The organism is Pseudomonas sp. FG13 (genome assembly GCF_057809755.1).
Genome location: NZ_JBMDKO010000026.1, coordinates 61,023 through 75,444, shown reverse-complemented (window position 1 = coordinate 75,444; position 14,422 = coordinate 61,023). Strand labels below are relative to the sequence as shown.

The 14,422-nt window shown below is 61.4% G+C and carries 8 protein-coding genes; 6 read left to right on the top strand and 2 right to left on the bottom strand.

Going from position 1 to position 14,422, the window contains the following annotated elements:
• Positions 1 to 253 precede the first annotated feature (253 nt).
• The 5 genes from cobG (at position 254) to ACODTO_RS19675 (ending at position 12,051) form a co-directional block, all read left to right on the top strand.
• On the top strand, positions 254 to 1,567 hold the full coding sequence (gene cobG, locus ACODTO_RS19695) for a precorrin-3B synthase (protein WP_489106934.1): 1,314 nt from the start codon (positions 254 to 256) through the stop codon (positions 1,565 to 1,567).
• Positions 1,567 to 2,193, top strand: coding sequence for a precorrin-8X methylmutase (locus ACODTO_RS19690; protein WP_047700231.1), 627 nt, complete (start codon positions 1,567 to 1,569; stop codon positions 2,191 to 2,193). Before cobG ends, ACODTO_RS19690 begins: the two co-directional genes overlap by 1 nt.
• Positions 2,193 to 2,924, top strand: coding sequence for a precorrin-2 C(20)-methyltransferase (locus tag ACODTO_RS19685; protein ID WP_175363115.1), 732 nt, complete (start codon positions 2,193 to 2,195; stop codon positions 2,922 to 2,924). The genes ACODTO_RS19690 and ACODTO_RS19685 overlap by 1 nt, the downstream gene beginning before the upstream one ends.
• Entirely contained in the window at positions 2,921 to 4,621 is a 1,701-nt protein-coding gene (gene cobJ / locus ACODTO_RS19680; RefSeq protein WP_464710287.1) for a precorrin-3B C(17)-methyltransferase, read from the top strand. Before ACODTO_RS19685 ends, cobJ begins: the two co-directional genes overlap by 4 nt.
• A gap of 368 nt (positions 4,622 to 4,989) precedes the next feature.
• Entirely contained in the window at positions 4,990 to 12,051 is a 7,062-nt protein-coding gene (locus ACODTO_RS19675; RefSeq protein WP_489106933.1) for a TcdA/TcdB pore-forming domain-containing protein, read from the top strand.
• Between the two features lie 27 nt (positions 12,052 to 12,078).
• Here ACODTO_RS19675 and ACODTO_RS19670 read toward each other — a convergent pair whose 3' ends face one another.
• Positions 12,079 to 12,741: a hypothetical protein gene (locus tag ACODTO_RS19670; protein WP_175385577.1), complete on the bottom strand. Its 663-nt coding sequence runs from the start codon at positions 12,739 to 12,741 to the stop codon at positions 12,079 to 12,081.
• 215 nt (positions 12,742 to 12,956) lie between these two features.
• On the opposite strand from ACODTO_RS19670, the gene ACODTO_RS19665 reads away from it, so the two are divergent.
• Positions 12,957 to 13,775: a hypothetical protein gene (locus tag ACODTO_RS19665; protein ID WP_489106932.1), complete on the top strand. Its 819-nt coding sequence runs from the start codon at positions 12,957 to 12,959 to the stop codon at positions 13,773 to 13,775.
• 13 nt (positions 13,776 to 13,788) lie between these two features.
• Here the strand turns inward: ACODTO_RS19665 and ACODTO_RS19660 are convergent, their stop codons facing one another.
• Complete coding sequence (locus ACODTO_RS19660) at positions 13,789 to 14,385, bottom strand: MarC family protein (RefSeq protein ID WP_139646649.1); 597 nt, start codon at positions 14,383 to 14,385, stop codon at positions 13,789 to 13,791.
• Positions 14,386 to 14,422 lie beyond the last annotated feature (37 nt).

Genomic DNA, 14,422 nt, shown 5'->3' with positions numbered 1-14,422 from the left:
AGCAGGCTCGCTCCCACATTTGAATGAGGTTGCCCACTTAATTTGTGCCAGCCGCAGATTCCCTGTGGGAGCGAGCCTGCTCGCGATGGCGTCGGACCATTCAGCCCCACCTTGCCAGCCAGACCGCTATCACCAGCCAGCTCGCGCCTCGCATTCCTGGCGACGCTGCACATAATCCGACGGGCAAGCTTTTCATGCCCCCCGGCAAAGCAGGCATAATGGCGGTCCTTCGCCGATGCTGACCGGTTTTCCCTTGAACGAACGTCCATCCTCCAACGCCATACGCCCCTCGGGTTGCCCGGGGTTGCTGCGTGTCGTCCAGGCGCTGGACGGGGGCATCTGCCGGATTAAGCTCGATGGCGGTGCTATCCAGGCGGATCAGGCCGAAGCCGTGGCGTTGGCGGCCGAGCGGTTCGCCGGTGGCGTGATCGAGGCGACCAACCGAGCCAATCTGCAGATCCGCGGGATCGGCCCTGAGCACGCCGCGTTGATCGAGTCATTGCTGGCCGCCGGACTCGGCCCGCACACGCCGGCCGGCGACGATGTGCGCAACCTGATGCTCAGCCCCGCGGCCGGCATTGACCGGCAGATGCTGCTGGACACCCGCCCGTTGGCTGCGCAGATCCTGCTCAGCCTGCAGACCCACGAACGATTCCATGAACTGTCGGCCAAGTTCGCCGTGCAACTGGACGGCGGCGAGGCGCTGGCGATGCTCGATCATCACCATGACCTGTGGTTGTCGGCGTTCATGCGTCACGGCGAGCCCTGGCTGGCGTTCGGGTTGGCGGGCTCGCCCCTGGATGAGCCGGCAGGCGCGGTCCCCCTGGCCGAAGGACATGGGTTGGTGCTGGCGGTGCTGGAGCTGTTTCTCGACCTGGCCCGCCCAGACCAGACACGCATGCGTCACCTGCTGGCAGAGCTTCCTGACACTGGATTCAGCCAGCCACTGGCCCGCCGGGTCTCGCTGCAACCGTGTTCCGGTTGGCAGCGCGAGGGGGCCATCGATGGATTGCACCTCGGCATCCAACCCCAACATGACGAACGTGTCTACGTGGGCGCCGCGGCGCCCCTTGGCCGACTCGACGCCGTCATGCTGCGAGGCCTGGCGCAACTGGCCCGGGAGAAGGGTGACAGCAGCCTTCGTTTCACCCCATGGCAAAGCCTGTTGTTGCCCAACGTACACCGCGAGGACGCGGATGAAGTGCTGGCGCGGCTCGAAGGGTTGGGCCTGCTGTGTTCGGCGGAACAACCGTTGGCGCATCTCATCGCCTGCACGGGCTCCAGTGGCTGCGGCAAGGCGCTGGCCGACACCAAGGCCGATGCCCTGCGCCTGGCCGACGTGCTGCAACGCCAGGGCCACGGGATGAAAGTCCATTTATCCGGGTGCCCGCGCTCATGCGCGGCGGCCCACATCGCGCCCGCCACCTTGCTGGCGGTCGCTCCCGGTCGTTACGACCTCTATTTTCGCGATGCCACGCAGCCAGGTTTTGGCGCGTTGCAGGCGCACAATCTGACTATTGAAGCGGTCGGCCAATGGCTCGACGCTCGCCCCCGGAGCCCCCTTTGATGCTTGATTACATCCGCGACGGTCAGGAGATCTATCGCAACTCCTTCGCGATCATTCGCGCCGAGGCCAACCTGGCGCGCATTCCGGCCGATCTGGAAAAACTCGCGGTACGGGTCATCCATGCCTGCGGCATGGTCGAGGCGGTCGATGGGCTGCAGTTTTCCGAGGGCGCGGGCACGGCCGGGCGTCAGGCCCTGGCTGCCGGCGCGCCGATCCTGTGCGATGCGCGGATGGTCAGCGAAGGTGTGACCCGTGCACGCCTGCCGGCCAACAACCCGGTGATCTGTACCTTGCGCGACGAGAGCGTGCCGCAGTTGGCTCGCGACTTGGGCAACACCCGTTCGGCGGCGGCCCTGGAGCTGTGGCGCCCACATCTGGAAGGCAGCGTCGTGGTGATCGGCAATGCACCCACCGCGCTGTTCTACCTGCTGGAAATGCTCGACGCCGGCGCCCCGAAACCCGCGTTGATCCTGGGCTTCCCCGTCGGGTTTGTCGGCGCCGCCGAGTCCAAGGCGATGTTGGCGGCCAACAGCCGTGGCGTGCCGTTCGTGATCATGCAAGGCCGACTCGGCGGCAGCGCCATGGCTGCGGCTGCCGTCAATGCCCTCGCTACGGAGATTGAATGATGCAGCAGCGTGGACGTCTGATCGGCCTCGGCGTGGGCCCCGGTGACCCGGAACTGATCACCCTCAAGGCCTTGCGCCTGTTGCGCGAGTCCCCCGTGGTGGCGTACTTCGTCGCCAAGGGCAAGAAGGGCAACGCCTTCGGGATCATCGAAATGCACCTGCAAGAAGCGCAGACGCTGATGCCGCTGGTGTATCCGGTCACTACCGAAGTGCTGCCGGCGCCGCTGTCCTATGAGCAGGTGATCGCCGACTTCTACGACACCGCCGCCGAACAGGTGGCCGTGCATCTGGATGCCGGTCGCGACGTGGCCGTGATCTGCGAGGGCGATCCGTTCTTCTACGGTTCGTATATGTACCTGCACGATCGTCTGGCCGAGCACTACGACGCCGAAGTCATTCCCGGCGTCTGCTCGATGCTGGGCGGAGCCTCGGTGCTCGGCGCGCCGCTGGTGTACCGCAACCAGAGCTTGTCGGTGCTCTCGGGTGTGCTGCCCCATGACGAACTCAAGCGCCGGCTGGCCGATGCCGATGCGGCAGTGATCATGAAGCTGGGGCGCAATTTCCCCAAGGTCCGCCAGGTGCTCGGGGAACTGGGCCTGGATGGCCGGGCGTTGTACGTCGAACGGGCGACCATGGCCAACCAGAAAATCGTGCCGCTGGATGAAGTCGAGCCAATGTCCTCGCCGTATTTCTCGTTGATCATCGTGCCGGGCGAACGGTGGCAGGGATGACGTTCAAGGCACCGGCAATCGTCATCCTCGGCCCGGGCAGCCTCGCAACGGCCCGGCGGGTCCAGCAGTGCTATCCCGATGCCTTGATCCACGGCCTGGCCGGGCGGGTCGAGGGCGTGGACCGTCACTACCTGGAGTTCGGCGCGACGCTGCGCGAGCTCTATCAGCAGGACACCCCCATCATCGCCCTGTGCGCGGCGGGCATCGTCATCCGCACCCTGGCGCCGCTGCTGCTGGAAAAAGGCGTCGAGCCCGCCGTGCTGGCGGTGGCCGAAGACGGCAGTGCCGTGGTGCCATTGCTCGGTGGCCTGGGCGGGGTCAACGTCATGGCCCGGGACATCGCGACCGCCCTGCAAGTCGCCCCGGCGATCACCACCAGCGGCGAATTGCGTTTCGGCACTTGCCTGCTCAATCCGCCGAGTGGCTACCGTCTCGACGATCTGGAGCAGGGCAAGCGCTTCGTCTCCGATCTGCTGGCCGGTGAGCCGGTGCGCATCGAAGGGGCCGCGCCGTGGTTGGATCAGGCGCACTTGCCCCAGGACCAACAGGCGCGCCTGGCCATCCGTATCGACAGCGCTGCCGGTGTGCCCGCCGTTGATGAGTTGCGTATCTATCCACGCAACGTAGCCGTGGCGCTGGACGTCGGGATGACGGACATAGCGGTCGCCATTGGCGATGCCCTGGGTCAGGCCGGCCTCGCGGTGCAGTCACTGGCCTGCCTGGTGGCGGCGGACAGCGACATGACCCGTCCGGAGTTACACGAAGCCGCTGCGGGCCTGGGCGTGCCGCTGCGCTTCGCTTGCGCCAGCGGCGACATCGCCGGATGGTTGAGCGAGACCCTCGGCCAGCCGGCCTCGATTCGGCTCATGGGCAGCCTGGCCATCGCGGTGGCCGAACAGCCCCTGGATCCGCAACGGATCGGCCGTCCACGGGGGCGCCTGGCGGTGATCGGCCTGGGCCCGGGGGCAGCCGAGTTGATGGTGCCGGCGGTGCGCGCCGAACTCGACCGCGCCAACGACGTGCTGGGCTACGAAACTTACGTGCGCATGGCCGGGCCGTTCCGGGCCGATCAGGTGCAACACTGCACCGACAACCGCGAAGAGCTGCAACGCGCCCGCCATGCTTTCGAACTGGCGGCCCAGGGACGCTCCGTGGTGGTGGTGTCGTCCGGCGATCCGGGGGTGTTCGCCATGGCTGCGGCGGTGCTGGAAGCGCTGCATGAGTCGACGAATGCCCATTGGCACGCTGTCGACCTGCAGATCCTGCCAGGCGTCTCGGCTTCCCTGGCCACGGCTGCCCAGGCCGGCGCGCCGCTGGGTCATGACTTCTGCGTGCTGTCGCTGTCGGACAACCTCAAGCCCTGGTCGATCATCGAGAAGCGCCTGGATCTGGCGGCACAAGCGGATCTCGCGCTGGCCTTCTACAACCCCATCTCCCGTTCCCGGCCCTGGCAACTGGGACGGGCGCTGGAGATCGTCGCCCAGCATCGAACCGCGCAGACGCCGGTGGTCCTGGGGCGTGACATCGGCCGTCCGGGCCAGACCCTGCGTGTCACGACGTTGGGGCAGTTGACCCCGGACCAGGTCGACATGCGCACCATGGTCCTGGTCGGGTCTTCGACCACCTGCGTGTTTCCCCGTGCCGACGGCGGCGAGTGGGTGTACACGCCGCGCTGGTATGGCAACAAACCGCTCTGATACAACCCGGCAGTCCGCTCGGGCTGCCGTCGTTTCTCGAAAATGCTAGTAGCCTGTGTGGCTAATTCGTTTACTCAAATTAACCGTACAGGCTACTAGTTACTGATGGTCTTTGGTTATATATAGCCGGTCTTTGCCCTCAAGTTGCAGGTATGCTGCGCCTGTAACATGAAGTTTGTTTTTATTTGGAAATTTATTGGATTGCTTATTAGTTGAGCCGTAACCGGGTGCCAGGTTACTTTTATTCGCGCTTATCGAGAGCGTTGCATTTTTTAAAGTTTAATGCCCAGGTGCCTGGATGCACGGGTGGGCTGTCGTTGCCTGAAAATGGCTTCGGCTATTCATATACGATAAATGGAAGTGTTGTTATGAGTGAGAGCGGGTTTTCATCGGCGGCGGGTTATGTCGATTTCAAGGGTGTACTGAAACTGAAGGATCTTGAACAGGCGTTAGCGCCCTACAAGGGCGATGATCAATATGATGCGGTGCTCCGATATTACTCCGGCTGTATCGCCGTGCAGGATGCATCATACCTGTTGGAACCGCTGGGGCTGCTCAAGCAGGCGTTGATGGTATTGCAGGGCAGTCGTCGGCGCCGTGCGGCAGAACTGACGCCAACTGGCGGCTCCGCTGCTGGGGATCTGGCGCACATTCAAAACCAGGTAGAGGATTTTGAAGCGCGCCTGCAAAACAGTCTCGATCAATTGAAAGTAGCGGCCACGGAAGTACCGAAAAAATTGCACTTTGCCTGGCTCGGCGGAGGTATTGGCAGTATTCAGCGCGACTACATCAATATCTGGAAGCACGTGATGGGCGCTGCCGGCCATCAACTTTATCTTTGGTATGACAGTGATGCACTGCTGGCCTATGAAACCAACCGGATTATTGTCGAAGCCGCCAAGGCGGACGCCATGTCCAACGGTGGGAAGGGCAGTACCGATGCATCTGAATTGGGTGACCTTTATGAAGAGCGTGCCATCGTCCTCAAGCAACAGATGTATGCCCATATCAAGAAGGCGGTGGAAAGCGGCGGCAGTGCCGATGCTGCGAGAGTGGACCTGCTGGTTCGAGCTTATGGCCAGGACAAGGCGCGACTCGATACCCTGAAGGCCGATAACCGGCGCAGCCTCCAGGCATTGGCCGAAGGGAACTTGGCGCTGCGTGATCTGGCCCGGGGTGAAGGGCTTCAACTGAAGGATATCTACGAACGCGAGATCAGCCTGCGTGGCAATTTTGCCTCAGCCTCCGATGTCGTGCGCGCCGAGGCGCTGCTCATGGAGGGCGGCCGATATGCCGACGTCGACTGTCTGCCACCCTTGCTGGAGAAACTGGGGTCAGTCGATATTCGCGGGTTCAAGACCGATGCGCTTCTGGGCACGCTGCAGCTGCTGCTTGATCGCAATCCCGACTGGATGCCGGGTCGCCAGGCCTTGCGCAACCAGTACATGGACTACCTGGAGCAGATTCCATTGGAAAGTCGTGAGGCACTCAAGAGCTTCGCGGACAGCAAACCCGAGTTGGAGCGCGTTTTTCGCATGCCGGTGGAGCGCTTGGCTCGCCCATACGAGCTGCGCGCCGTTGTGGTACGGAACTCGCTGAGCAACGCATTTCTGATGGCCCACCCGGGGTCGGCGATGCTCAAGGCCGTGCTCGATCGTTTCAGGCTCAACTATGAAATCGTCGATGCCACTGCCCGCCTGGCCGATGAGCAGAACGTCGCCTTTACCGATGTCGACGCCATGGCTCGTGTTGCAAAGCAGGCGGCGACCCAGGTGTTTGGTGCTTTGCATGAGTTGCCACCGGAAGTGGAAATGACCACGTCTTTGCTGGTTCAGGCTGCCGCCACCTACTACAGCGATGGAATCCGCCCCCAGAGCGAAGTGACGATCTACCTGACCGGACCTGGCGCCATGCTCGAGGGCATGGCGGCCCACCTGAGGGCGCATTTCACGCCTCGAACGGCTGAACGGTGGCGAGCGGAAGCCGCCATCCCGGCGGTCACCAGCGTTAACCTGGCCACCGAGGAAGAGCAGGACCATTCCTGGAAAGAGAACGAAAGTGACACCACCCAGTGGCTCGACAACGAGAAAAAACGCTGGAAGGAAGGCCGCTTCAAGGCCCGTTATGCCGGTGACATGGCAGAGCTGCTCAAGTACCGCTCGCTGCAGTTCGACGAAGGCTGGCCGCTGCTGGAAGGGCGTCATGTGTTATCCACCGAGCTGCTGCAGCGTCTGGCCGATGAGCTGGGCGACACCTTCATGAGCACGATGAATCGCAGTCATACCGGCGTGGTGACTTTCGATAAGGCCATCGTGTTGAGTTTTGCAGAGCGCCAGTCGATCCGCGACCAGAGCGCGAAGTTGCTGCCCCCGGCCTCCTTGAGCGATGCGCAGACCCAGCGCTTGTCTATCGTTGAACTGTTGGGCCGTCTGGCCAAGGGCAGTTTCGAAGTGGCTCAACTGAGCCCGTTGCAACGCCTGCTGGTAGGGGCGTTGATCGGCGCGCAGGCGCTGGATAACCGCAGCTTCGAGGCGGCTCGCCCACAATTGGACAACCTGGCCAACAACCTCGACGAGCGCGGCATCGCGGGCAACTACGCGACGATCGAGCGTGTCCTGTTCAAGCTTCAGGCGCCGGCTTTCCAGGCCGGGTTGGCCGACCCGAGCGGTGGGCCGCCCGGGCATTCCGAAACCGCCCTGGGCTTGAAGAAGCAGGCGCTGGAGCAGCCCCTGACACTGCGCCAGTGGGGGCGGCACGTTGCCCGGATCCAGCAGGTGGCGAAGCTTGAGTACCGTGACCGGATCACCGAGCGCCTGGCGACTGTCCTGGACGGCTTCGAGGCCGACACGATCAAGCTTGTCCCCCAGGATTTGCTGCTTCAGGGCGAAGGTGACAGGGTGGGTGGGCGCTGTTATCCACTGGCCCTGGTCATGGCGGCGGCCATGACATCGGGGAAGGCGGCGGTCAACACCCTGCGCGAACGCTTCTACCTGGGTGCCATCGAGCCTGAGGCAGGCGATTGCGTGACGTTTCTGCAAGGTGTGGAAGCGTTGCGTGAAGTGCAGCTCAGTGACGTCGGCAATGCCTTGGGGCGCTCGGATCTGAAGCGGGTCGTGGAGACGCTGCAAGCCAGGACAACCACCGGCACGTTGATGCTCAATTCCGACAACCACGCCATGCTGGTGGCCAGGACCTTCGACGGTGAGCGCAGCACCTATCACTTCTACGATCCGAATTTCGGCGTCTTCGAGTTCGAGCATGCCACTCGATTCAGGCAGGCGCTGGAGCGGTTCTTTATCCAGCAGGAAATGGCCGTTCACTATGCGGCGTATGGGGAGGCGGCCCGTCCGACGTTCGAGCTGATCGAGCTGGACGGTGAGCGCGTTTCGAAAGCCTCATTGCCCGGTTCGATCCGGGTCTCGGAACTGCTGCAACCGGGTGCCCTGCCTGGACATTCGCAACCCCCAGTCAGGCAGCGCTGGGCCAGTGCCCGCGGGCAATCGCTCATGAACAATTCTCGACTGGGCAGCAGTCTGTTGGCCCTGGATGGTCACTGGTGGGGACAACGCATTGCGGAGGTCACGAGCCAACTCCGGCAGCAGAACCAATTGGCGCCGCAACTTGTGCCGTTGTTCGAAACCCTGGAAATCACCTCGGACGGGTCGTATCGGATCAACCTGATCGATCCGAAAAACCCCGGGCAACTGGTGCGGGTCATGTCCGACGACCATCGACTCCTGCGAATCAAGAACTACCTCTCGGAGCGTTTTCTGGCCTTGGCCAACAAACCCTTGGTCCCGAGCGAGCCTGCCGAAGTGGGCAGCGTTCACACCCTCAATGCCGGTTTCAGCATACAGGCGCTGATGTCCGCGTTGACTGAGCGGGAAGGGCCGGACCGTCCTCTGTCCCTGGCGGTGCGGCTGCATGTCTATGTCAATTACGCACAACTGGTGCATGGCAACGTAACCGATGTGGCAGGCTTGGTAGGCCTGGTCCGGCAGGCGCTGGCGGAAGAGAAGTTGATTGCCCGCACTGTTGCGCCAGTGGTCAAGGCGGCGGTGGGTTCCAGCGTGAGCGAGGCGACCGGAGGCGTGCTGCAACTGGCGAATGTCGGGTTCGATATCTATCAGTTGTTGACCGCGTCCAATGAGATCGAACGTACCCGGTTCGGTACTCAACTGGCTTTCGATTCGGCCGGGCTGATGTTGTCGGCGGGAGCGCTCACGGTCGGCGCCGCCACTGCCGGAGCGTTTCTTGGCGGGGCTGCCGTGATCCTGGGCGGCTTGGCGGTAGGGGTGACGGCCGTGGTCCAGGGGTTCGCCGCCATTGCCGAAGAGGCCAGGCAGGTCGGGCTGTTCTTCGACGAACTGACCAAGGCCCATCTCCAGGCCTACCGGTTTGACGCTCGCAGCGACGCCTGGTTGCCACGTCCGTCACTGATTGTCGGCACATTGGATCTGGTCCGCGGCGAACTCGCCCTGGACAGCCCGAGGCTGTATCCGTTGCGGGATCATTTCGGCGTGCCGACGTTCGATGACGATTATGACCGGGCGATCGATATCCGTTGGGAGCTGCGCCTGACCGAGCGAGTCAAGTTCACCCCGTCCGCCGGCCAGGCCATCGTACTGCCTTGCGTGCCGAGAACCTGTTACCGCTATGAGTACAAGGCGCTGCCATTCGCGGGATTGCGCCATGACACCGGGTTCGACACGGCACGGCGACTGGAGAAAAAGAAGGCGGATGGTGGATGGCTGTTCCTGTTTTCGTTCTATTCGTTTCCGAGCGACTACATCCTGTACCGCATGCTCCCGGATTACCGGCCAACCGTGATCGACGTGTTGCTCGATGAGACCGAGCGTTCGCTGGTGGTGCCGGTGCTCCCAACGGTGTGGCACGGAAAAGTCAGCTACCGGATCCGAGGCGCGGGCAAGCGTTGCGCAGTGGGCCTCAATCCCGGCGTGAGCCTCACACTCGAGTCGTTGAACCGACAGCGCTCGGGTTGGGTGCTGGATGCGCCCTGGGCCACTGAGGGCGATATCCGGATCGAGCGCTACGCGAAACTGTTTGTGGGCGCCGTCCAGGTGAGCTTCACGGGAACGGGCTTTCATGACGTGCTGCTGCGGATCGCTGGCAACCAGGTGTTCCAAGTCGAGCTGAGCGAACGCAAACTCACGCTTATCGAGCAGGACGTGCCTGCGGGCATGGATCGACAGGCGTTGCAGCCACACCTCAAGCGCCTGGCGCAAGGACACCGCCTGGCGATGCCCTACACGCCGGTCCACCGCTACCTGATTCCCTTCGAGAAGCCCGACGAGCCCCGTTACGTCACGGCCTGGTATGACGCGAAGGAGGACCGTTTCCTGTACATCCGTAACGAGATCCCCGGTACCGATGACGCACTGCTGGGGGCGGTGGCAGGCGACAGTGCCTATTTCCATGAACCGGAGGGCCTGATCATCTGGCAGGTCGATGCGAACACTGGACTGTTGAGCCATCGCTATTGGCTACGGGGCGCAAAGAATGCGGCGACCAGCATCCGCAGCGTCGAGGCCGACGCCCAGGGGGTGATTCATGTCGCACAGCAAATCAGCCGTGCGGACCAGACCCGCGATGTGCTGGTCTATGTCATCCATGATGGGCAATTGCTGCTGAGTTCGGTGACTCGGGAGGAAGGGCCGGCGCTGGAATCGGTCTTCAGTGCCAGCGAAACACTGGCCGACTGGAGCCAGGTTCTGGGCAGCGGTTACCCCTCTACACCGTATGTCGATAATGAGGCGACTTACGCCACCGTCGATTGGCAGCCGGCCCCCTTTGTGTCGGTCTGCTGGAAAATCGACGCGCAGTGGCGGGACATGGCCTGGGTTCGCCGCAGTGACCAACTGATCATCCGCCCCGCGCCGAAACACAACCATCTGCGTGGCTGGCCGGACTCGATCAAGAACATGACGGATCTGACGTTGCTCACGCCGGAGGACGGCAGCGATGTGTTCATCGTGTACGACAGGCTCAGAAAGGAACTGTGCCGTCGGCGACGGACCCTGGTGGCCGGTAAGTGGCAGTGGTCGAGCAAGTGGAAGCAGTACGAGAAGTTGGAAAATATCATCGCCATCGACGGAGGCTACCTGGTGCTGACTTCCAATGGGTTGTTCTACACCCTCACGGACCAGGGTGAACTGAGCCTGGGGGGCATGAACGCGCCCTGGTTCAAGAATCGGGCGCATTGGTGGTCTGCATTGGAGCCGCTGGCCCGACGACACGACACCGAGCGTCTGGCCCTTGTCGGCCTGACCAGCTTCAGCGGTGACGCGACGTTGTGTGCCTGGTACATCGGCAGCAGGCTGCTGCTGGCTGAACCGGGGCATGGGAAGGAAATGCGCCTGCTGAGCGTCACTCCGGATGGCGAGGCGGCCTGGCTGTTCGATGTATCCGAGGGGGAAGTCCATCGTCAGGCGTTCATCGATCCGCAGCAGCTTGAGTCGGTCTTTGGACTGGGCACGCAAGTGTTGCAGGCCGACGCGTTACCCAAGGCGCAGCGTGAATGGGCACCCTGGCGATTTGTCGAGGTGACGGTCGACGGTATCGGACTGCGTGGCGTGACGCCCGAAGGTGTCGTGGTTTCGTTGCGGAGTCGGGAGCCAGCGTTGATCACGGGTGTGACTCGTGAGTGGGTCATTGCCCAGGATGGCCGGAAGCAGGAGATGCTCGAGCAATTGGCGAACCAGCCGTTTCGTAACGCGTTGCTGACTGTGGAGGATCCTGGCGACCTGCAATGGTTCGTCACTGAGCTTAAGCGCTTGATTCGGGTGCCCAGGACCGAGGTTCCAGGGGCCTTCGATTTACTGGGGACCCAGCGGCAGGACAACGTGCTGCTTCATGAGCACAGTAATGGCAAGTTGTTGAGCTACCCGGCCATGGTAGAGGCGGGGCCCCTCGGTTACGTCCGGCGTGATGGCGAGGTACTGGTTGTCGGCGGGGAAAAGATGAAGATCGACGATCTGCTACCGGACGATGTCACGACCTTGGTCCTGTGCCTGGGGCAGGGAAGCGTGAGTTACCGGCTGACGAAGGCGGCCTGGTTGAGGCTCGAATCGGTCGTCCTCAACTGCCGGCCCTCCCTGGACGGCGTATCTGCAGAACCTGGCAAGTTGATCTGGGAGCTGGATGACCCAGACCGGCTGTTGCTGAGCATTGTCGATGAGCACTTGGTGATCATTGATCCTGATAGTGGACACAGTGTGATTATTCGTGAGGTGTATGCCAGCGATATCAACTTGCGGGGTGAGGTCTTGCTCAGTTTCGGGGGGCATCGACGTTATGCCGTTTCAAAGTTGATACGGCGCTTGGACGCCCAGCCGAATCCCCGCAATAGCATCTTGCTGAAAGAACTGCTGAGCGTTTCGAAGAAGTTGGAAAGTAATGCAGTGGATTAATCAGGTCGCTCAATAAAGCGGAGCCGATTATTGAATGCTCATGGGGCGATTCCTTTTCAAGTTGAATCGCCTCATGAGATGTTCGTCCAGCTTCTTCTTTATGAGGGTTCTTTTATTGTTCAAATGAATCCTGTCCAGTTTGAAGAATGCCTGTTGCTGGATGATTTTTGCCGAGCGCTTTTCCCAGTCCCAAAATAGAAAGTTGTGTTTTTTTATATCCACGCTCAGTTCGAGCTTGTAGACGGCGATATGGACGTCGTTCCGCGAGTCGTAGCGGGCCGGGATGATCTGAAACGTTTCGCCGTGCCGGGTTTCCTTGTCGAAGGACAGCATCGCCGGCTGATCGGCTTTCAGGGCATCGAGGGTATCGATCATTGCGTTCGCCTGCCGTGAATCCTTCATGGCCTGGGCGCCCTGAACCAGGAAGTCCGCCACCGAGCCGGAGACGAGGTGCCGGGTACGGGTGAAGATGGTGTCGTCATACAGCGACCAGCCGAGGAAATTCAACGTGCGTACATACTCTTCGAACCAGCCTTTCGAATCGGTATAGCGGTGATGACCAAGGTCGGCTGAGCGGGTGGCAATGTTATTGCAGTCCGCGATGTCGTTGTGATCCTGCAGGGAAAGTGTCTCGATGTAGGAGAGCAGGTTAGGACCTGTGACCAGGCCGGTCAGTGATGGGTTGTTCATGGGTGAGTCTCCGTAAAAGTTGTCTTTTATAAATACAACGGTGGTCGGTGGATTCAAGTAAGTAAATGAGTTGATTTAAATCAGAATGTTGTTGGGAGGCCGAGGCTAGGAAGGCTACATATGTTGTAATGGGCCTGAAGTTGCAGTTTTACTAAAGGGTAACTTAGATTGCAGCTTGTCCGCAGGAGCGGTCATTACATAACCAAGGAAGTTATATGAAACAGTTTGAAAGTGAAGTGAGTATTGAGCAGAGCATTGAATTGATCGGCGCGCGCATCAACAGGCGCAAGGCGCTGGTTTCTCCCAGTCGGCGTGTGCGTCGATCCGCAGCACTACTGGACAGCCCGACCAGGGATCTGGACGCGCTGATGTTGGGAAACGCGCTGGTAGGCTACGGCAGCAACATGTCGCTCACCAACATGGCGATCATGGAGAATCTGATGACCATGGCCATCATGGAGGCCAACTTTGAAGTGCCGGGCGGCAAGAACACCTTGGCGTGGTACGACGCATTTATCCGGTGCCTGCATGACCTCGGATGTTTCGTGGCCGATGACGGCTATACCCGCTACTCCGAGAGTTCCCAGCGCGTGGACATGGACTTCGTGATCAGCGATATCGTCAAGGGGATCATCGATGGCGTGAAGGCCAGTGTCCCGGCAGCATCGATGCTCGGTGCTGTGGTGAACACCACGATCGACGGGCTGAAGCAGGATAAGCAAACCATCAATCTGTTCAACAGCCAGGTCAAGACACCCGAGGGCGCTCGCCTCTCCGTCATTCCCTGTGAGCAGTTGGCCAACGGCATCCTGATCGCCTCGTCCGCCTCGATCAGGCAGACCGGCACTTCGAATAACGGCGGTGTTCTTTTCGTGAACTGGCAATCGTCGGCGCGGGACATCTTTCGCGGTAAATCCTTCGTGACGTTCAACCCGGCTCGTTACGAAGAGTTCAGGTCGGACATCGAGGAGTACCTGGGGGAACATCGCAGGGAAGTGCTGCGAAAGCGCTTCAACCGCCGCAAGCAAGGCTGACAGGTCAGTGGTGTTATGGCACCAGGTAGCCTTTCACGCCGGTAAAGATGATCTGGGCCGCCAACGCACAGACGAATAAGCCCATCAGGCGGCTGACGATCTGCAAGCCCTGGTCACCCAGGATCCGTTCGATGCGGCTGGACAGGTAGAGCACGACACCGACGGTGAAGCTGGCCAGGGCGATGCTGATGATAGCCATGAGTTTGTCGTCCCAGTGCGGCTGGCTCACGCCCATCACCAGCAGCGCGCCGATGGTGCCGGGGCCGACAGTCAACGGAATGGTCAGCGGGACGATGGTTACGTCCTGCTGGACATTGTCGGTCTGTACAGCCGACTTGCCTTGGGCCATGCCCAGCGCTGAAATGAACAGCACGCTGCCAGCGCCGATACGGAATGCATCCACGGTGATGCCGAACACAGTGAAAATCACCCGCCCGAACAAATACAGCAGGACGCTGGAGATCAGTGTCGCGATCGCGACCTTCCAGGCCAGGCGTCGCTGCTCCTTGCGCGAATAGCCACGGGTCAGGCCGATAAAGCACGACAACACGAAGAAGGGGCTGTAGAGCACCAGCATCTTCAGGTAAACGCTGAACAGCACATGGAGCATGGTCGGGGCTCAAGGCGGAGAAAGAGGACGGAAGTCT

What these genes read in the sequence shown, in the direction of transcription:
- ACODTO_RS19690 (WP_047700231.1), top strand. Translation starts at nt 1,567, where the DNA reads ATGCTTGATTACATCCGCGACGGTCAGGAGATCTATCGCAACTCCTTC.
- ACODTO_RS19685 (WP_175363115.1), top strand. Translation starts at nt 2,193, where the DNA reads ATGCAGCAGCGTGGACGTCTGATCGGCCTCGGCGTGGGCCCCGGTGAC.
- cobJ (WP_464710287.1), top strand. Translation starts at nt 2,921, where the DNA reads ATGACGTTCAAGGCACCGGCAATCGTCATCCTCGGCCCGGGCAGCCTC.
- ACODTO_RS19675 (WP_489106933.1), top strand. Translation starts at nt 4,990, where the DNA reads ATGAGTGAGAGCGGGTTTTCATCGGCGGCGGGTTATGTCGATTTCAAG.
- ACODTO_RS19670 (WP_175385577.1), bottom strand. Translation starts at nt 12,741, where the DNA reads ATGAACAACCCATCACTGACCGGCCTGGTCACAGGTCCTAACCTGCTC.
- ACODTO_RS19665 (WP_489106932.1), top strand. Translation starts at nt 12,957, where the DNA reads ATGAAACAGTTTGAAAGTGAAGTGAGTATTGAGCAGAGCATTGAATTG.
- ACODTO_RS19660 (WP_139646649.1), bottom strand. Translation starts at nt 14,385, where the DNA reads ATGCTCCATGTGCTGTTCAGCGTTTACCTGAAGATGCTGGTGCTCTAC.